General features: G+C 72.4%; 16 protein-coding genes and 1 riboswitch. Of the genes, 8 read left to right on the top strand and 8 right to left on the bottom strand.

Annotated features, from left to right (window positions below; translation table 11 throughout):
• Positions 1-96: 96 nt before the first annotated feature.
• Complete coding sequence (locus tag ACFYPR_RS13840; protein ID WP_363935439.1) at positions 97-1,434, bottom strand: C39 family peptidase; 1,338 nt, start codon at positions 1,432-1,434, stop codon at positions 97-99.
• 212 nt (positions 1,435-1,646) lie between these two features.
• Between ACFYPR_RS13840 and ACFYPR_RS13835 the strand changes: the two genes are divergently transcribed.
• The 4 genes from ACFYPR_RS13835 to ACFYPR_RS13820 all read left to right on the top strand — a co-directional run bounded on the left by ACFYPR_RS13835 (position 1,647) and on the right by ACFYPR_RS13820 (position 6,861).
• Positions 1,647-3,524 (top strand): M14 family zinc carboxypeptidase, encoded by a 1,878-nt coding sequence (locus ACFYPR_RS13835; protein WP_387181198.1) that lies wholly within the window; start codon positions 1,647-1,649, stop codon positions 3,522-3,524.
• A gap of 177 nt (positions 3,525-3,701) precedes the next feature.
• Positions 3,702-3,766: riboswitch (cobalamin riboswitch) on the top strand.
• Positions 3,767-3,876: 110 nt separating this feature from the next.
• Positions 3,877-4,806: an ABC transporter substrate-binding protein gene (locus ACFYPR_RS13830; RefSeq protein WP_355134240.1), complete on the top strand. Its 930-nt coding sequence runs from the start codon at positions 3,877-3,879 to the stop codon at positions 4,804-4,806.
• Between the two features lie 28 nt (positions 4,807-4,834).
• Entirely contained in the window at positions 4,835-6,034 is a 1,200-nt protein-coding gene (locus ACFYPR_RS13825; protein WP_387260626.1) for a FecCD family ABC transporter permease, read from the top strand.
• Positions 6,035-6,057: 23 nt separating this feature from the next.
• Positions 6,058-6,861 (top strand): ABC transporter ATP-binding protein, encoded by an 804-nt coding sequence (locus ACFYPR_RS13820; RefSeq protein ID WP_354853939.1) that lies wholly within the window; start codon positions 6,058-6,060, stop codon positions 6,859-6,861.
• 9 nt (positions 6,862-6,870) lie between these two features.
• Here ACFYPR_RS13820 and ACFYPR_RS13815 read toward each other — a convergent pair whose 3' ends face one another.
• The 5 genes from ACFYPR_RS13815 to ACFYPR_RS13795 all read right to left on the bottom strand — a co-directional run bounded on the left by ACFYPR_RS13815 (position 6,871) and on the right by ACFYPR_RS13795 (position 10,389).
• Positions 6,871-7,632, bottom strand: a complete 762-nt coding sequence (locus ACFYPR_RS13815) for a VOC family protein (protein WP_354853833.1) — start codon at positions 7,630-7,632, stop codon at positions 6,871-6,873.
• A gap of 93 nt (positions 7,633-7,725) precedes the next feature.
• Positions 7,726-8,463, bottom strand: a complete 738-nt coding sequence (locus tag ACFYPR_RS13810; RefSeq protein WP_387260209.1) for an ABC transporter permease — start codon at positions 8,461-8,463, stop codon at positions 7,726-7,728.
• Between the two features lie 11 nt (positions 8,464-8,474).
• Positions 8,475-9,431 carry an ABC transporter ATP-binding protein gene (locus ACFYPR_RS13805; protein ID WP_354853839.1) on the bottom strand — a complete coding sequence of 319 codons (957 nt, stop codon included), beginning with the start codon at positions 9,429-9,431 and terminating at the stop codon, positions 8,475-8,477.
• A complete protein-coding gene (locus tag ACFYPR_RS13800) occupies positions 9,428-9,754 on the bottom strand; it encodes a transcriptional regulator (RefSeq protein ID WP_234584813.1) in 327 nt (108 codons plus the stop codon). The genes ACFYPR_RS13805 and ACFYPR_RS13800 overlap by 4 nt, the downstream gene beginning before the upstream one ends.
• A complete protein-coding gene (locus ACFYPR_RS13795) occupies positions 9,751-10,389 on the bottom strand; it encodes a transporter (RefSeq protein WP_387260206.1) in 639 nt (212 codons plus the stop codon). Before ACFYPR_RS13795 ends, ACFYPR_RS13800 begins: the two co-directional genes overlap by 4 nt.
• 95 nt (positions 10,390-10,484) lie before the next feature.
• On the opposite strand from ACFYPR_RS13795, the gene ACFYPR_RS13790 reads away from it, so the two are divergent.
• The gene (locus ACFYPR_RS13790; protein ID WP_355064783.1) at positions 10,485-10,784 is read left to right on the top strand and encodes a hypothetical protein; all 300 of its coding nucleotides are present in this window, start codon (positions 10,485-10,487) and stop codon (positions 10,782-10,784) included.
• A gap of 71 nt (positions 10,785-10,855) precedes the next feature.
• Here ACFYPR_RS13790 and ACFYPR_RS13785 read toward each other — a convergent pair whose 3' ends face one another.
• A complete protein-coding gene (locus ACFYPR_RS13785) occupies positions 10,856-13,102 on the bottom strand; it encodes a HelD family protein (RefSeq protein ID WP_387260203.1) in 2,247 nt (748 codons plus the stop codon).
• A gap of 539 nt (positions 13,103-13,641) precedes the next feature.
• Entirely contained in the window at positions 13,642-14,892 is a 1,251-nt protein-coding gene (locus ACFYPR_RS13780) for a DUF222 domain-containing protein (RefSeq protein WP_387260200.1), read from the bottom strand.
• Between the two features lie 192 nt (positions 14,893-15,084).
• Between ACFYPR_RS13780 and ACFYPR_RS13775 the strand changes: the two genes are divergently transcribed.
• From ACFYPR_RS13775 to ACFYPR_RS13765, 3 genes are read left to right on the top strand one after another with little or no spacing between them, the layout of a single operon-like run.
• A complete protein-coding gene (locus ACFYPR_RS13775) occupies positions 15,085-15,666 on the top strand; it encodes an ArsR/SmtB family transcription factor (RefSeq protein WP_387260197.1) in 582 nt (193 codons plus the stop codon).
• 43 nt (positions 15,667-15,709) lie between these two features.
• On the top strand, positions 15,710-17,230 hold the full coding sequence (locus tag ACFYPR_RS13770; RefSeq protein ID WP_387260194.1) for an MFS transporter: 1,521 nt from the start codon (positions 15,710-15,712) through the stop codon (positions 17,228-17,230).
• Positions 17,182-18,033: a menaquinone biosynthesis protein gene (locus ACFYPR_RS13765; protein WP_354853855.1), complete on the top strand. Its 852-nt coding sequence runs from the start codon at positions 17,182-17,184 to the stop codon at positions 18,031-18,033. Before ACFYPR_RS13770 ends, ACFYPR_RS13765 begins: the two co-directional genes overlap by 49 nt.
• The last annotated feature ends 63 nt before the right edge of the window (positions 18,034-18,096 follow it).

The following is an 18,096-nucleotide window of genomic DNA, read 5'->3' as shown; positions in this document are numbered from 1 at the left end:
CAAGAGGTTTCCGTCACCAGGACGGCTTCCGGTGACGCAAACCTCTTGATCATCGGCGTTCGGCGCAACCGGTGCTGGGCGCAACCGGCGTTGGGCCTACCAGTTGGTGGAGCCGGGGACCTTGGGCCAGGGCTTCGAGGTGGGCTTGATGAGGTACGCGATGCCGCCCGAGCCGCCGGAGACTCCGCCGCTGGCGTTGGTGCGCTTGGTCCGCAGCCAGATCTGCTCGAACTGCGCCCGCTTGTAGACGTTGCGCACGACGTCGTTGCTGGACGACGCGGGGTCGTTGACGATGACGTCGCCGTCAGCGGTGAAGCCGACCACCACGAACAGGTGCCCGGAGGTGCCGTAGTTCGCCCCGTCCAGCTCGCTGGCCAGGAAGGACTGGCTGGTCACCACGGGGATGCCGGCGGCGACGAAGCGCTCCAGCTCGTCCAGCGAGTGCAGCCGGGTCACCCGCCCCTCCAGTCCGGGGAAGCTGGCCGCGTACGCGGTGTTGAACGGCCAGTTGCCGGCGCCGTCGTACGCGTAGTCGTAGGTCATCCGGGCGGCGTGGTTGACCGTCGGGTCGGGATAGGTCGGGTCCACCCAGGAGGTGTCGGCCTCCGACGGCTTGCGCCCCCAGTACTCGACGACCATCTCCGTGGAGGTGGGCGAGCACCACGCCTCGCCGCCGCCGTCGTACTCCGGGTAGTGCCCGGCGTGCACGTTCTGCGAGTAGCGCGGCACCGGCAGCTCGACACCCCAGGCGATGTGCCCGGCGCTCGGCGGCACGGTGAACCGGTCCGGCACGGTGGAGCTCATCGCGCCGAGCATCCGCACCACCGGCGCGGCGGTCTGCCCCGGGGCCCGGTAGAGGGTCAGCCGCAGCTGGTACGACCGCAGCAGCACTCCGGCGTCGGCGTCGTCGATGCTGAAGGTGTCCGTCCAGATCGTCGACCAGGGGTCGCCCTGCTTGTTGACGCTGGTCCGCTTGATGTCGGTGTCGCCGGAGGCCCAGCGGCCCATGACGTACCACGGGGTCTGGTCGCCGCTGGTGTAGCTGCCCTGCATCTCCACCTGGATCCAGGTGCCGGCGGGGGTCTCCGCGTTCCAGGAGGCGATCAGCTCGGTCGCGTCGAAGCCGACCTGGGTCACCGGCGAGGTCCAGGTGCCGTACTCCCAGGTGCGGGTGGTGCCGGTGTGCAGGTCGGCGTACTCGATGGTGCCGGCCGGGCGGGCCAGGGTGACGCCCGCTCGCGCGCCGGGCACGACGCGGGTGCCGTCCCGGCTGCCCCGGTGCCAGTCGGCGGGGCCGGACCAGTCCTGGAAGGTGATCTGCTCGTCGTGGGTGGGGGCCGGCGGCCGGGCCGCCGTCGCGGGGGCTGCGGTGGCGAGCAGGGTGAGCGCGCTGACGCCGGCGAGGGCGGCCGCGTGCAGGCGGGAGGAGGCCATGGGTGCTCCGCGGTGTCGAGTGGGGGCATCGTCGCTGGTCAGTGTTCCGCTTGGAGGGAAGTTTCGCCAGATGTTCGACGGCAGAAAATCTTTGCCGCAGCGATGGTCAACCTGGGATGCACAAGGCAGCGATCGATATTGATATGACCATGTGACTGATGGTGAAGTGTGCTTCACCGAGCGGGACATCCCGCCCTCCGAGGAGGTAGTCCATGACCCTGGGCAGACCCCACCCTCTCCGCCGTCTCCTGGTGCTCGCCGTCGTCACCGGGCTGGGAATCGTCACCGTCGCCGCCGGACCGGTCGCCGCCCAACCGGCACCGGACCGCACCGCCGAGCCGGCCGCCGCCGGCTACCGGGTGCTCGGGCCCCGGACCCTCGCCGACCGCAACGCGGTGGCCCGCACCGGGGCCGCCATCGACTACTCCGAACACGGCGTCCTGCACGTCTCGGCCACCGCCGGCGAGGCCGCCGCCATCGGCAGGCTCGGCTTCCGGCTGGAGCCGCTCGCCCCGCCACCGAACGCCGAACGCGGCGCCGGCGAGGTGGGCACGCTGGCCTTCCCGCCCGCCGACTCCAACTACCACGACTACGCGGAACTGACCGCCGTCGTGAACCAGACCGTCGCCGACCACCCGGCCATCGCCCGCAAGATCAGCATTGGTACGTCGTACGAGGGTCGCGACCTGATGGCCGTGAAGATCTCCGACAACGTCGGCACCGACGAGAACGAGCCGGAGATTTTGTTCAACTCCCAACAGCACGCCCGCGAGCACCTGACCGTCGAGATGGCGATCTACCTGCTCAACCTCTTCACCGACAGCTACGGCAGCGACTCCCGGATCACCAACATCGTCAACAGCCGGGAGATCTGGATCGTGCCGACGGTCAACCCGGACGGCAGCGAGTACGACATCGCCACCGGGTCGTACCGGTCCTGGCGCAAGAACCGCCAGCCCAACAGCGGCTCGTCAAACGTCGGCACCGACCTCAACCGCAACTGGGGCTACAACTGGGGCTGCTGCGGCGGCTCCTCCGGGTCGACGTCGTCGGAGACCTACCGCGGCCCGTCCGCGTTCTCCGCCCCCGAGACGCAGGCGCTGCGCAATTTCGTCAACAGTCGTGTCGTCGGCGGCACCCAGCAGATCAAGGCCAACATCGACTTCCACACCTACTCGGAGCTGGTGCTCTGGCCGTACGGCTACACGACCGCGAACACCGCCACCGGGATGAGCGCCGACCAGTACAACACGTTCGCCACCATCGGCCAGCAGATGGCGGCCACCAACAACTACACCCCGGAGCAGTCCAGCGACCTCTACATCACCGACGGCGACAGCCTCGACTGGATGTGGGCCACCCACAACATCTGGGCGTACACCTTCGAGATGTACCCCGGCTCGTCCGGCGGCGGCGGCTTCTACCCGCCCGACGAGGTGATCACCGCGCAGACCACGCGCAACCGGGAGGCGGTGCTGCTGCTCAGCGAGTACGCCGACTGCCCGTACCGGGCCATCGGCAAGCAGTCGCAGTACTGCGGCGGTGGCGGCGGCACCACGGTCTGGTCGGACACCTTCGAGACCGCCACCGGCTGGACCACCAACCCCGCCGGCACCGACACCGCCACCCTCGGGGCCTGGGAACGGGGTGCCGCCCAGGCCACCACGTCCTCCGGCGCCAAGCAGCTCACCCCGTACGCCGGATCCAACGACCTGGTCACCGGCCAGCTCGCCGGCTCGGCGGCGGGTGACTACGACGTCGACGGCGGCGTGACCAGCGCCCGGTCCCCGGCGGTGACCCTGCCGTCGTCCGGCACGCTGACCCTCTCGCTGGCCTGGTACCTGGCGCACGGCTCGAACGCCTCGTCGGCCGACTACCTGCGGGTGAGCGTGGTGCACAACGGCGGCACCACGGCCCTGCTCACCGAGGCCGGCGCGGCCGCCAACCGCAACGGGACCTGGGCGGTGGCGAACCTCAACCTCACCCCGTACGCCGGCCAGTCGGTCCGCATCCTCGTCGAGGCGGCGGACGCCTCCGGAGCCAGCCTGGTGGAGGCGGCTGTGGACAACGTCACCATCACGTCCTCCTGATCGGGTGGGGCCCCGCTCCGCCCCCGGCGGGGCCCCGCCACCCGCTCCGAGACTCCCGATCCGGGACATATGCCGCCCCCGTGACCACGATCCCGATCGACGAGTGTTGATCAACACTTGATCGATCCGGCACGTCCCGGCGGTGCGCTACCGTCTTATCGACCACTCCGCAGCGAAGCCGGTGCGAAACCGGCGCTGTCCCGCAACTGTGATGCCCCGCCCGACGGCAGGGACGAGCCAGGTCGCCTGCGGATGGGTCGCGACACGCGCTCTCGAGGAAGGGCGCCTCGTGGGCGGGCGTAACGAGTCCTGTCGGCGAAGCACCACACTCCTCGACCGACAGGAGGCCCCCATGTTCAGACGTACCCCTCGGCTCTTCGCCGCGACCCTCGCGGTCGCCGCGCTCGCCCTCGGCGCCTGCGCCGAGAAGACCGACGACAAGCCGAGCGCGGGCACCGCCGCCGCCAACTACCCGGTGACGGTCGGCGCGCTCACCCTCGACAAGCGTCCCGAGAAGATCGTGTCGCTCTCGGCCAGCGCCACCGAGATGCTCTTCGCGATCGGCGCGGGCCCGCAGGTGAGTGCGGTCGACGACCAGTCCAACTACCCGGCCGACGCGCCCAAGACCGACCTGTCCGGCTTCCAGCCCAACGCCGAGGCGATCGCCGGCAAGAACCCCGACCTGGTGGTGCTCTCCAACGACATCAACAAGATCGTCGACCAGCTCGGCAAGCTGAAGATCCCGGTGTACCTGACCCCGGCCGCCACCACGCTGGACGACTCGTACCGGCAGATCACCGAGCTGGGCACCCTGACCGGGCACGCCGACCAGGCCGCCGACGTCGCCACCGGGATGAAGGACGACATCGCCAAGCTGGTCAAGGACCTGCCGCAGCGTGCCGAGAAGCTCACCTACTACCACGAGCTGGGCCCCGAGCTGTACAGCGCGACCAGCAAGACCTTCATCGGCTCGCTCTACAGCCAGGTCGGCCTGACCAACATCGCCGATGCGGCCGACGCGGACGGCAAGAGCGGCGGCTACCCGCAGCTCTCCCAGGAGTTCATCGTCAAGGCCGACCCGGACTTCGTCTTCCTGGCCGACTCCAAGTGCTGCCAGCAGAACGGCGACTCGGTCAAGGCCCGCAGCGGCTGGGCCGGCCTCACCGCCGTGAAGAACAACCAGGTGGTCACGCTTGACGACGACATCGCCTCCCGCTGGGGCCCGCGGATCGTGGACCTGCTCCGGGTGATCATCGACGCGGTCGCCAAGGTGCCCGCGTGATGACGACCCGTCGGTGACCGGGACGCCGATGGCCGCCCCGCCACCCACCACCCCGCCGGCCGGGACGCCCTCCACGTCCCGGCCCGGCGGGCTGCCGTCCGTCGCTGGGCTGCCGTCCCCTGGTCAGCCCGGTGGGCTGCCGCCCGTCGGTGGGGGCGCGGGGGTGCCCTCTGCCGGGGCGCGGCCCGCTGGGGTGCGCAAACGCCTGTTGGTCGCCGGCGTCCTCGCGGTGCTCGTCGCGCTCCTCGCCGGGGTGTCGCTCGGGCCGGTCAGCCTGCCGCCGGGCAGCGTCGCCGCCGAGTTGCTCAACCTGATCCCCGGGGTGCACCTCGACAGCGGGCTGACCGAGCGGGAAATCGCCATCGTCACCGAACTGCGGCTGCCCCGGGTCGTGCTGGGCCTCCTCGTCGGCGGTCTGCTCGCCCTGGCCGGCGGCTGCTACCAGGGTGTGTTCCGCAATCCGCTGGCCGACCCGTACCTGCTCGGCGTGGCCGCCGGCGCGGGCCTCGCGGTCACCGCGGTGATCGCCCTCGGCGGCGTCGGTCGGCAGGGCGCGATCTCCGGGCTGCCGTTGACCATCCCACTGGCCGCGTTCGCCGGCTCGCTGCTCGCCGTGACGATGACCTACCTGCTCGGCGCGGCCGGCGGGCGGAGCAGGTCTCCGGCGATGCTGATCCTGGCCGGGGTCGCGGTCTCCGCGTTCCTCTCCGCCGGGCAGACGTACCTGCTCCAGCGGCACTCCGACAGCATCCAGCCGGTCTACTCCTGGCTGCTCGGCCGGCTGGCCACCGCAGGTTGGCACGACGTGCTGCTGGTGCTGCCGTACGCCGCCCTGACCACCGTGGTGGTGCTGCTGCACCGCCGCGAGCTGGACGTCCTCGCGGTCGGCGACGACGAGGCGAGGAGCCTCGGCCTGCACCCGCAGCGCACCCGCTACCTGCTGATCGCCGCCGCGTCGCTGGGCACCGCCGCGGCGGTCTCCGCGACGGGGCTCATCGGCTTCGTCGGCATCATCGTGCCGCACACCGTCCGGCTGCTCGCCGGGTCGAGCTACCGGGTGATCCTGCCGCTGTCACTGCTGTTCGGGGGCGCTTTCCTGGCCCTGACCGACGTGGTGGCCCGGACCGCCGCCGCCCCGGCCGAGGTGCCCATCGGCGTGGTCACCGCACTGCTCGGCGGCCCGTTCTTCGTCCTCGTGCTGCGGACCGCCCGACGGGTGCTCACGTGAGCCCCGAGCCCGGACCGGCGGGCGTGTCCGCTCCCCGGCAGGTCGAAGCGCCGGCCGTCGAGGTGCGGGGGTTGCACGTCAGTCTGGGCGGCACGCCGATCCTCACCGGCGTCGACCTCACGGTCGCGGCCGGCGAGTGGGTCACCGTGATCGGCCCGAACGGCGCCGGCAAATCCACCCTGCTGCGCGCCGTCGGCGGCCTGCTGCCCGCGCCGGAGGCCATCACCCTGTTCGGTACGCCGAGCACCGCACTGCGCCGCCGCGACCGCGCCCGGGTGGTGGCGACGGTGACGCAGTCCCCGGTGGTGCCGCCCGGCATGTCGGTGCTGGACTACGTGCTGCTCGGCCGCACCCCCTACATCCCGCCGCTGGGTCGGGAGTCGACCGCGGACGTCGCCGCCGTGCACGAGGTGCTGGACCGCCTGGACCTCACCGGCTTTCACCGTCGCGAGCTGGCGACCCTCTCCGGGGGCGAACGACAACGCGTCTTCCTCGCCCGCGCGCTCGCCCAGGGCGCGACGCTGCTGCTGCTCGACGAGCCGACCAGCGCGCTGGACATCGGTCACCAGCAGGAGGTTCTGGAGCTGGTCGACCAGTTGCGTCGCGCGCACGGCCTGACGGTGCTCGCCACCATGCACGATCTCTCCCTGGCCGGGGAGTACGCGGACCGGATGGTGATGCTGGCCGACGGCCAGGTGGTGGCGACCGGGACGCCGCACGAGGTGCTTACCGAACACCTCCTCGCCATCCACTACCGGGCCAGCGTCCGGGTGGTCCCCGGCACCAACGGCCCTCTGGTGGTCCCCATCCGCCCCCGCCCGGCCTGACCCTCGCCGTCACCCGAGGTCGATGACCGAGAAGAGTGCTCCCTGGGGGTCGCGGAGGGAGGCGAACCGGCCGGTCGGGATGTCGCGGGGTGGCACGAGGATCGTTCCGCCCAGTTCGGCGGCGCGGGCGGCGGCGGCGTCCGCGTCGGTCACCGCGAAGTACACCGTCCAGTACGCCGGGAGGTCGGCCGGGTAGCCCTCGCCCAGCGGCGGCATCATCCCGGCGACGATCCGCGCGCCGAGCCGCCATGCCGTGTACGTCATCGCCCCGACCTGCTGCTCGTCCGGCTGCCAGCCGAACACCAGCTCGTAGAAGACCTTCGCGCCCTCCGGGTCGGGGGTGACCAGTTCGTTCCAGCTCATCGCGCCGGGCACGTTGAACACCTCGGCACCGGGCATCGTCAGTGGCTGCCAGACGCTGAACGTGGCGCCCGCCGGGTCGGCGAACACCGCCATCCGGCCCCGGTCGAAGACCTCGAACGGCGGCACCACGACCTGCCCGCCGGCCCGTTCGACCCGGCCGGCGACCAGTTCCGCGTCGTCGGTGGCGACGTACGTCGACCAGATCGGCACCTGGTCGGGGATGGCCGGCGGGCCGGCACCGGCCACCGGCCGGCCGTCGAGCAGGAAGACGGTGTAACCGCCCGCCTCGGGCTCCGGTGTCACCCGTCCGGTCCAGCCGAACAGTTCGGGGTAGAAGCGCCGCGCGTCGGTCAGGTCCGGGGTTGCCAGGTCGGCCCAGCACGGCGTACCCGGCGGGACGGTGCTCACGTCAAGACCCCTCTCGGCCGGCGGCCACAGCGGCCCCCCTGCCGAAATCCTGGCACCGTCCCGCCGTCGCACGGGGCGGAAACGGACGAATCGTCAGCTGAACCGGCGACCCTCGTCCCGTCGGTACGCCCAGGCCGCGAGGGAGGCGAGCAGCACGACCCAGACGCCGAGCATGATCAGCGCCAGCGGCTCGATCGGGTAGTCGCCGACCGCCGACCACATCAGCTCGGCCGCGCCCCGGGTGGGCAGGAACGGCGCGATCGTCTCGATGAACCCGGGCGCGTCTCCCGGGGCGGAGAGCAGCCCGCCGCCGAACGCGAGCGGCAGGAAGACGACCTGCGCCACCACGATCGCCGCCTTGCTGGGCAGCGAGTAGCCGATGGCGAGCCCCATCAGCGTGAACGGCACCGAGATGACGGCCACCGTGACGGCGGTCAGCAGGAACGCCAGCGGGGTGACCCGGGCCGGGGTCAGCGTCGCGCCGATCACCACGACCGGGATCAGCGAGAGGTAGGTCAGCGCGAGGCCGGCCAGCACCCGGCCCGCGAAGCGGGGCGCGGGTCCGGCCGGCAGGGTCCGGGTGTACGGGTTCCACGGCTGGTCGCGGTCCTCGGCGACGCCGACGCCGTACTGGAAGATGTTGGCGCTCATCACCGAGAAGGTGACCATCGACGCGGTGGCGAAGGTGGCGCCGACCGCTTCGTCACCGGTGAACGGCACCACGAAGAAGATCATGGCAGCGGCGGGGAAGAAGGCGCTGCCGAAGACGGCCACCGGGATCCGGATGATCTCCAGAAGTTGGTAGCGGGCGTGGACCAGGGCGAGCTGCACGGTGCGCCTCCTCAGACGGTGGTGGGTCGGCCGCCGGCAGCGGCGGTGGTGGCGGGGTCGTCGGGGGTGGACTGCGCGGCGACGTGGGCCTGCTCCTGGCTGCCCGTCCCGCTGGTGATGGCGAGGAACGCCTCCTCCAGCGAGGTGGGCCGCACCTCCAGGTCGGTGAACGCCGCTCGGGAGCCGACCAGCGCCCGGACCAGTTCGTCGGCGTCGGTGGTGAGCAGGTGCAGGCGTCCGTCGATCCGTTCGGCGCGTACGACGCCGGGCAGTTCGGGCAGCTCGTCGGCGACCAGGCTGACCCGGCGTACGCCGACGATGCCGCGGACGGCCTCGACGGTGTCGTCGGCGAGCACCCGGCCCTGCCCGATCACCACCACGCGGTGGGCGAGCGCCTCCACCTCCTCCAGGTAGTGGCTGCTCAGCAGGACGGTTCCGCCGTCGGTGTGGAACGCGCGGATCGCGTCCCACAGGGTGTGCCGGGCCTCGACGTCCAGACCGGTGGTCGGTTCGTCGAGCAGCACGAGCCGGGGCCGGCCGACGAACGCCAGCGCCACGGCCAGCCGGCGACGCTGGCCGCCGGAGAGCCCGCCGGTCTGCCGCCGGGCGAGGTCGCCCAGGCCGAAGCGGTCGAGCAGCTCATCCCGGGGCACCGGGTCGGGGTAGTGCGCGGAGACGAAGTCGACGACCTCGCCGACGCGCAGCGTGCCCGGCAGGCCGGTCTCCTGCGGGGTGACCCCGATCTGCCGCCGGGACGCCGGGTCGCGGGGGTCGCGGCCGAACAACTCGACCCGGCCCGAACTGGGTCGACGCAGACCGACCAGCAGGTTCATCAGGGTGCTCTTGCCGGCGCCGTTGGGACCGAGCAGGCCGACGAGCTCGCCGGCCCGGACCTCCAGGTCGACGCGGTCGAGGGCGAGGACGTCGCCGTACCGGCGGCTGGCCTGGTCGGCGCGGGCGAGGGTCATGACTGCTCCTTCGACGGGGTGGGGCCGAGCTGGGAGGGATCGAGCAGGGTGCGGATGGCTTCGGTGTACTCCTCGAACGCCAGCCGGCCCCGCCGGCTGAGCCGGATCAGGGTGGCCGGGGTACGTCCACGATGGGTCTTGCTGATCTCGACGTACCCGGCGTCCTCCAGCTTGCGCAGGTGGACGGAGAGGTTGCCGGCGGTCATCGCGAGCAGTTCCTGGAGTCGTGGAAACGTGATCCGGTCCCCGTCGCCGAGCGCGGAGAGCGCGGCGACGACCCGCAGCCGCGCCTGGGCGTGGATGACCGGGTCGAGGTCGGTCATGACCGCCGTCGCTGGCGCAGGCGGGCGATGGCTCCGGCGATCAGGATCCCGACCCCGCCGGCCACCGAGACGACAAGCGCGTGCCAACCCGGCCCGGCGCTCACGCCGACCACGTTGATCACGCTGATCCAGACGCCGAGCCGGAACAGGTCCCGGTCCAGCCAGATCGCGCCGCCCGCCATGTGCAACGCCCCCGTCAGCCCCACGGCGGCAGCGGACCAGAGCAGCGCCGCCAGATCGTGCGGCAGGTGATCCGAGACCCGGCCGACCGCCGCGTACACGCTCATCGAGCCCAGGGCCCAGGCCCACCCGTACCAGCGGCCGCGCCGGGCCGAGTCCCCGGTCACCTGGCCGTACGCCCGCGCGCCGGCCACGGCCTGGATCGCGCCGGCGGCCACCAGCAGGGCGAAGAGCGCGGTCAGGGGCAGCCAGTCGGGCAACCGGACCAGCACCCGGCCACCCGGGGAGTAGCGCAGGAAGAACAGCCCGAAGCCGACCAGCCAGGCCACGCCCCACGGCCAGTAGAGCAGCCGGGCGTCGGGTTCCAGCCGGGAGACCGTGGCCGCCCGCTGGTCACGGATCAGTTGGAGTGCCGTAGCGGCGTCGGCGGGGGGTCGATCATCGTCCTGTTCCACGCAAACAACTTTACGGCGCAAAGCTGAAGTCGTGTGCCCCGCTCCGGTGGCGGGTACCCGACAGCGACGCTTGGCGCCTACGGTGGGACTCGTCAGTGGCTGATCCGTCGCACCGGACACAGTGGCACAGGACACAGAGGAGGGCCGGCATCAGTTACCAGTCGCGGCTGACCAACCTCGTCGAGCCGGACGAACTGCGGGCCGCCGCCGAAACCCGGATCGTCTGGTCCGTGCCCCGGCCGGCGGTGGCCGACGCCCGGGTGGGTTGGCACCGGCTCAACCCGAAGCGGCTCCGGATCGAGTTCATCGACGGCTCGTGGCTGGCGTTCACGGTGCCGATCGCCGAGCCCGGCACGCCACTTCGCGAGATCGCCGCCGCACTCACCGGCCGCTGACCCGCTCGACCCGCCGCGAGCACCGGCGAGCTGGCCGTGGTCTGCGGCATCGCCGCCGGGGACAGCGCGGCCTACAGCGGTGCCGACTCCAGTGGTGCGGCCTGCGACGGTGTCTGCGGCGGCGCGGGCAGCAGTGGCGCGGGCAGCGGTTCGCGGTGCAGCACCGAGAGGCGGGACACCGCGCGGGTGAGCACCACGTACAGCCGGTGCAGCCCGCGTGGTTCGGCCGCGACGATCGCGGCCGGCTCGACCACCACCACGTGGTCGTACTCCAGACCCTTGACCAGCGTCGCGGGCACCACGGTGACCCGCTCCGCGGCGGCGGCGACGTCGTCGGCGGTCGCGGTGGCGACGCCGGCGGCGGCCAGCGCCGCGCGCAGCTCGTCGACCGCGTCGTCCGCGGCGATCACACCGACCGAACCGTCGTGCGAGAGCGCCGCCTGTACCTCGGCCACCGTCGCGGCGGTCAGATCGGTCACGGTACGCACATCCAGGCCGCCGTCGTGACGCAGCGACTCGGCCGGCGGTACGTCCACCGCCAGCGCCGGCAGCAGCAGGTTGGCGAACGCGACCACCGCGGCGGGCACCCGGAAACCGATTGTCAGCGGAACCACCACGGCGTCCGGCTTGCCGAGGTGGGTCAGGGACTCCCGCCAGTCGGTCGCCGCCCACGGCGCGGTGCCCTGCGCGAGGTCACCGAGCAAGGTGACGGAGCCGTGCTCACTGCGGCGGGCGATGGCCCGACACTGCATGGGGGAGAGATCCTGAGCCTCGTCCACCACCACGTGCCCGAATCCGGAGGGGCGCTCCAGCAGCCCGGCAGCCTCGTCGACCAGCACCGCGTCGGCGGCGGTCCAGCGGGCGGCCTTCGGCGTACGGGCCGGCTTCGCCCAGACCAGCAGCGCCTGCTCGGCGTCGCTGAGCAACCCGTCCGCCGCGGCGGCGAGTCGGGCCGGGTCGGAGAGCAGGCCGTGCACCAGCCCTTCCGGGGTGAGCGCCGGCCAGACCGCGTCCAGGAAGTCCACCACCGGCCGGCATCGGCTCATCCGGCGCAGCCACGCGTCGCCGGGCGACTCCGCTCGCCGTGCCTCGGCCTGCCGTTGCAGCAGACTCACCACGCGTGCCCGGACCCGCTCCCGGCCGGTGCCGTACGGCAGCCCCTCGCGACGGGTCTCCTCGACGATCCGGTGCAGCGGCTCCAGCCCGATCCGCCATCGGAACGAACCGTCCGACACGGTGATCGAGTCGGCCGGCGTACCGATCTGTGTCTGCACCGCGCGCCGCAGGACGCTCGCCATCCGCGCATCGTGCTTCAGCGCGGCCACGGCCGGCGCCTCCACCGCCCGCACCGGTACCCGTGAGATCAGCTCCTCCACGGTTGCCTGCTCGACCTCGACCTCACCGAGCGCCGGCAGCACCGCCGCGATGTACGACAGGAACGCCCTGTTCGGGCCCACGATCAGCACACCCGCCCGCCGCAGCCGCTCGCGGTGCAGATAGAGCAGGTACGCGGCCCGATGCAGGCCGACCGCCGTCTTGCCGGTGCCCGGCGCCCCCTGCACGCAGATTGAGTCGGCCAGGTCGGCCCGAACCAGCTCGTCCTGCTCCGGCTGAATCGTGGCGACGATGTCGCGCATCGGCCCGACGCGCGGTCGCTCGATCTCGGAGGTGAGAATCCGACTGTTCGTGCCCAGTTCCTCGCCCCGGTCCAGCCGCTCATCCTCGAAACTGGTCAAGACCCCGTTGCTGAACCCGAACCGCCGCCGGACCGCCACACCCTGCGGATCCCGCGCGCTGGCCCGGTAGAACGACCGGGAGACCGGCGCCCGCCAGTCCAGCACCAGCGGCTCGCCGTGCTCGTCGGTCACATGCCGCCGCCCGACGTGATACCGCCGGCCGTCATGGTCGCCGCCGCCGCTGCTGCCGCTGCCGCCTCCGGTGCCTCCGCCTCCTACGCCGGCGCTGGTGATGGTCGTGCTGCTGGTGGTGGCTGCGCTGCTGGTGCTGCCGGCGTTGGTCGTGGTGGCGCTGGTCGTGAGTCCGGTGGCCGTCTTCTCGCCGCTCGGGGTTTCACCGAAGTCGAGGCGGCCGAAGAACAGCGGTGTGGTGGGGTCGTCGGCCAGTTCAGCCACGCGGCGGGCCAGCGTACGGCCGAGCATCTCCGCCGCGTACGGGTCGCCGGCCACCTGGTCACCGGTCGAGAAGAGGGCTTCGGCCCGCTCCCGCATCCGGCGGAGCGCCGCGCGCGAGGTGGCCAGATGGGCGCGTTCGGCGACCAGATCCGTGTCGGGGTGAGTGTCCAGGTCAGGTGCGGGCATGCTGACGTCCCATCGTTCACATCTGCTGCGCGCTCGCGTGTCCGGTGGCGGATGGCCGCCTGCCCGGCGCGGTGACGTCCGTTCCGGTGCAGCTCACCTCGGCCGTCAAGCGGGCTGCAACCCTACGCCCTTCCGATGACCCCTTCCACCGAATTACCGACCAGACCACCCGTTCAGGCTGGCGTGGCGCATGACGACGTAACGGCCGACGCGCACCGCGACCCGAGATCATCGCCCGCGGCCCTGGTGTTGCGGGGCCCGGCACGTCGCGGGCGGGCCTGAGGGTCGGTGTTAGGTGGTCCGGCTGGGGCGGACCAGCCTGGGTCGGCTGGTGCTGGCGGGCAGGGGAGGCCGACCTGGGCCGGGCCAGATGGGCCGACCTGGGCTGGGCCACGATGGGCTGACCTGGGCCGGACCGGAGGGGCTGGCCTGTGCGTCGGGGCGGCCTGGGGTAGGCGTCGGCGATCCGGCCGCCGGGCTTGGTCGCTGGGCTTGGTCGCTGGGTCCGGTCGGTTCGCGATGGGTGAGGCTCGCGGGACTCAGCAGCGCTGGTGGTAGAGGTTGCGACGGGGGGTGCGGAGCGCGTCCATCCAGGCCGGCGGGAGGAATTCGGGTCTGCCGTCCGCTGCGATGCGGACGGTCCAGTCACCCTGGTGAAGGAGTCGGTGATGGTGGCCGCACAGCAGGACCGCGTTGCCCAGCGTCGTCGTGCCGCCGTCGGCCCAGTGGCGGACGTGGTGACCATCGCACCATCGCGGCGGCCGGTCGCAGCCGGGAAAGGCGCACCCACCGTCGCGCAGCACCAACGCGCGCCGCAGGGGACCGGTGAAGAGCCGGCGCTGACGTCCGACGTCCAGGATCTGGCTGTTGCCACCCAACACGACCGGCAGCACGGCCGAGTCGCAGGCCAGGCGCCGGACCGCGCCCGGCGTAAGGCGCGCACCGGTCTCCAGGGTGCCCGCGCCCACGTCGTTGACCAGCGCGTCGAGCGACATGGTGACCACCAGTTGCGGCCGATCTCCGCCGTTGTCGGGTAGGTGGCCGGTGCGCAGTGCCAGCCGGCAGATCTCGCCGAGTGCGTCCGCCCGGCGTTGGCCGGGACCGCGGTCGTCGTGCTCACCGGCTGGGGCGCAGAGCGGATCGATGGCCTCGCGCAGCAGGCTCGCGGTCTCGGTGTCGAGGTTTCCGGTGAGGCGGACCTGCCCGTCCTTTGGCTCGGAGAGGGTGACGTGCCGGCGAGTCTCCGCCCGTTGGGTGGCCCGGTCGAGGGCCGCCAGCTCGGCCTGGTCGGCCAGATCCGGCGCGACGTGCGTGAGGACGCGCTCCCCGAGGCGACTCAGGATGGTCGGATCGAAGCGGTCGGCCCAGGAAATCAACAGCTCGGTGGCCTTGTCTGTTACCTCGGGCCCGGCCGCGACCGGCAGGGCCGCGACCGTCTCCGCGACCACCCGGCCCTGCTCCACGGTGAGGCTGCCGTCGAGCAGAGCGTCGCGCACCGTTGGCGGGGCGGCGTCGATGGTGGCGGCGAGCTGGACCATCTGCCGGGCCGACCGGCCGGAGAGCCGCAGCCGCTCCCGCAGCCAGACGGCGGTGGACGATGCTCCCTGGGCGACGGCGAGACCACGAGCGTCCAGCTCGCGCACCAGAGCGAGCTGGACGGTCGCCAGACGCTGCGTCACCACGTGCGCCGCATCGAGGGACGCGAGCAGCTCATCGTCGGAGAGAGCCCACAGCGCGGCTTCGGCGCAGTCGTCGACAGCACCCGCCGCCTGCGTCAACGCCCTCAACATGGAACGACAATAGAACACCTGTACGACACTTTCGCCGTCGAGCAGACCGACCATGCGGCCGTCATCCGCCAGGGCGGCGGTGGTCGACGCATCTGCTTCGTGGTGCAGCCGGGCCGGATGCGGTCCACGGTCGCGGCGGCGCGGAACGCCGGGCTGATGGCGGGTCGGCCGGACGGCCAGGATCATGGGGGCATGACCGAGGCCCGTCCCGAGCCGCGTCGGAAGACGATCAGCGATCCGCAGGTGATGCGGGCGTTGGCCCATCCGGCCCGGATCGCGATCATCGAGTACCTAAGTAGCCGCGAGGGTGGCGGAACCGCCACCGAGTGCGCGGAAGTCGCCGGGCTGTCGCCGAGCGCCACCAGCTATCACCTGCGGGCCCTGGCGAAGTTCGGCCTGGTCGAGCAGGCGCCCAGCCGGGGCGACGCGCGCGAGCGGGTGTGGCGTACGCCGGGTGTCGGCTGGCTGGTCGACGCGGGCCGCGAGGCTGGTCCGGACGCGCGTGCCGCCGAGCAGGCGCTGGTGGAGGCGCACGCCGCTCGTGCGATGGAGCGGACCCGGGACTGGTTGCGGCGCGCCGGTGATGAGCCCGCCGAGTGGTACGACGTGGCGCTGTTCAACGACACGCTGCTGCTGCTCACGGCAGACGAGTTGGCCGATCTGAACGAGGCGGTCATGACGCTGCTCAGGCCGTACCACCCTCGACGGCGCGCCGCCGCGCCGCCTGGTGCTCGTTCCGTCGCTGTTCAGTACCGGACGGTGCCGCTGGCGTAGCGGGGGGTTGTGTCGATCAGTTGTGAAGGATTATTTTCGAAGTATGTCCTTCACAACTGAGGCGTCGCGCTGGTCGGACGTGTGGCTCGCCAGCGCGGCCCGCGGCACCACGGTCGGTGGCGACTTTCTCGCCGCCACCGCGCTCGCGCTGGCCCTGCAGGGCGCGGGTGCCGGCGGACTGGCCGTGTCGGGACTACTGCTCGCGGCCACTCTGCCCCTGGTGGTGCTGGCCCCGCTCGCCGGACGGCTCGCCGATCGGGTGGACAGTCGTACCCTGCTGGTGACCATCGGGTCGGCGCAGGCCGCGATCTGCGTGCTACTCGCCGTCGCCGACGACCCGATCGTGGTCGTGGTCCTCGTCGCGCTGCTCGCCTGCGGGCTCGCGGTCACCCAGCCCTGCCTGGCGGCGCTGCTCCCGGCGATGGTCCGCCCGGCCGACCTGCCACGCGCGAGCGCGATCAGCCAGACCGCCGTCTCCCTCGGCGCGCTCGGCGGCCCGGTGCTGGCCGGCCTGCTGGTGGGGCAGTTCGGCACCCGCGTACCGCTGCTGGTCGACGCCGCGACCTACCTCGCGCTCGTGGTCGCGGGCCTGCTGCTGCGGACCCGTCGCGGCGGCCGACGGCCCACCGCGGACCAGGCCGGCCGTGCGGACCAGGCCGGCCGTGCGGACCAGGCCGGCCCGGCGGAGCAGGTCCGGGTGGGAGGCCAGGGCAGCCGGGTCAATCCGGGTGGTACGGGCCAGGGCTGGCGGCTTCGACGGGATCCGCTGATGCTTGTCATGGTGGTCAGCACCGCCGTGGTGATCGCGGCGATCGGCGGCATCAACGTGATCGAGGTCTTCTTCATTCGGGAGACGCTGAAGGGGTCTGCCACCACGTACGGCCTCGTTGGCGCCGCCTGGATGGCCGGGATGTTGCCCGGCGGCTGGCTGGCGGCGCGGCTCGCGCGCCGGCTCGACGACGACGCTGCGCTGGTCCGCGGAGTGCTGATCACGCTGGCCGTGTGCAGTTCGATGGTGCTGCTGGCCGCGACGGTGCCAGCGGCGGTTCTGCTGGTGCCACTCTGGCTGGTGGCCGGCGCGGCCAACGGCGCGGAGAACGTCTTCGCGAACCTTCTCACCGCTCGCCGCGTGCCGCCGGGGATGCGCGCCCGGGCGTACGCCAGTTACGGCGCGGCCGTGCAGGGCGGCTCGATGGGCGGTTACCTGATCGGCGGCGCGCTGCTCACCGGTGTCGCGCCCCGGCCACTGATCGCGGGGGCCGGAGCGGCCGGGCTCCTGGTGGTGCTGGTCTTCGTGCCGGTCGTCGCCCGGGCGGTACGCAGGCCGGTACGCGAGCAGTCGGCCGGACCGGGGCGTGACACGACTGCCGGACCGGTACGCCCGCAGTCCACCGGCCCCGAGTGCGAGGAAACGACGGGATCGGAGGCTCTGCGACCGGGTGGGACGGATGCGGGGTTGGCCACTCCGGGCCGGCCCGCCGGGCCCCGACCGGAGGCCGGGGATACGGTCGGGTCATGGCTGAGCGCGTCGCACGCCCGCGGGTCGGGCACATCCAGTTCCTGAACTGCCTGCCCATCTACTGGGGGCTGATGCGCTCGGGCACCCTGCTCGACGTGGACCTGCACAAGGACTCGCCGGACCGGCTGAGCGCGGCGCTGGTCGCCGGCGACCTCGACATCGGCCCCATCACGCTGATGGAGTACCTGAAGCACACCGACGAGCTGCTTCTCCTGCCGGACCTCGCGGTGGGCAGCGACGGGCCGGTGCTCTCGGTCAACATGGTCTCCACCCGTCCCCTCGCCGAGCTGGACGGCGCCCGGGTGGCGCTCGGCTCGACCTCGCGGACCGGGGTCATGCTCGCGCAGTTGTTGCTCGCCGAGCGGTACGGCGTGCGGCCCGACTACTTCCGCTGCCCTCCGGACCTGACCCAGATGCTGCTGGAAGCCGACGCCGGGGTGCTGATCGGGGATGTGGCGCTTCGGGCCTACCACGAGGCGCCGTTGCGAGGCCTCACCGTGACCGACCTCGGACAGGCCTGGCGGGAATGGAGCGGGCTGCCGATGGTCTTCGCCGTCTGGGCGGTCCGCCGCGACTTCGCCGCCGCACACCCGGGCCTGGTCAAGGAGGTGCACGAGGCGTTCCTTCGCTCGCGCGACCTCTGCCTCTCGGAGCTGGATCAGGTCGCCGAGGCGGCAGCGCGCTGGGAGGCGTTCGACGCCGCGACGCTGGCCACGTACTTCCGGATCCTGGACTTCTCGCTCGGCGAGCGGCAGGTCGCCGGGCTGCGCGAGTTCGCCCGGCGGGTAGCCGCGCTCGGCGAGGTCCCGGCGCTGCCCGACGGCGGCCCGGAGTTCTTCGCCGGCTGAGCAGCCGGCCGAGCCGACCGCCGCGACGAGCCGCGCCTGCGCCGAGCCAAGCCGACCGCCCCG

It is taken from the genome of Micromonospora sp. NPDC005254, from assembly GCF_042872525.1.
Lineage (GTDB): Bacteria > Actinomycetota > Actinomycetes > Mycobacteriales > Micromonosporaceae > Micromonospora.
Note: the sequence above shows the minus strand (reverse complement) of the source record. Positions and strands in the feature narration are given on the sequence as shown.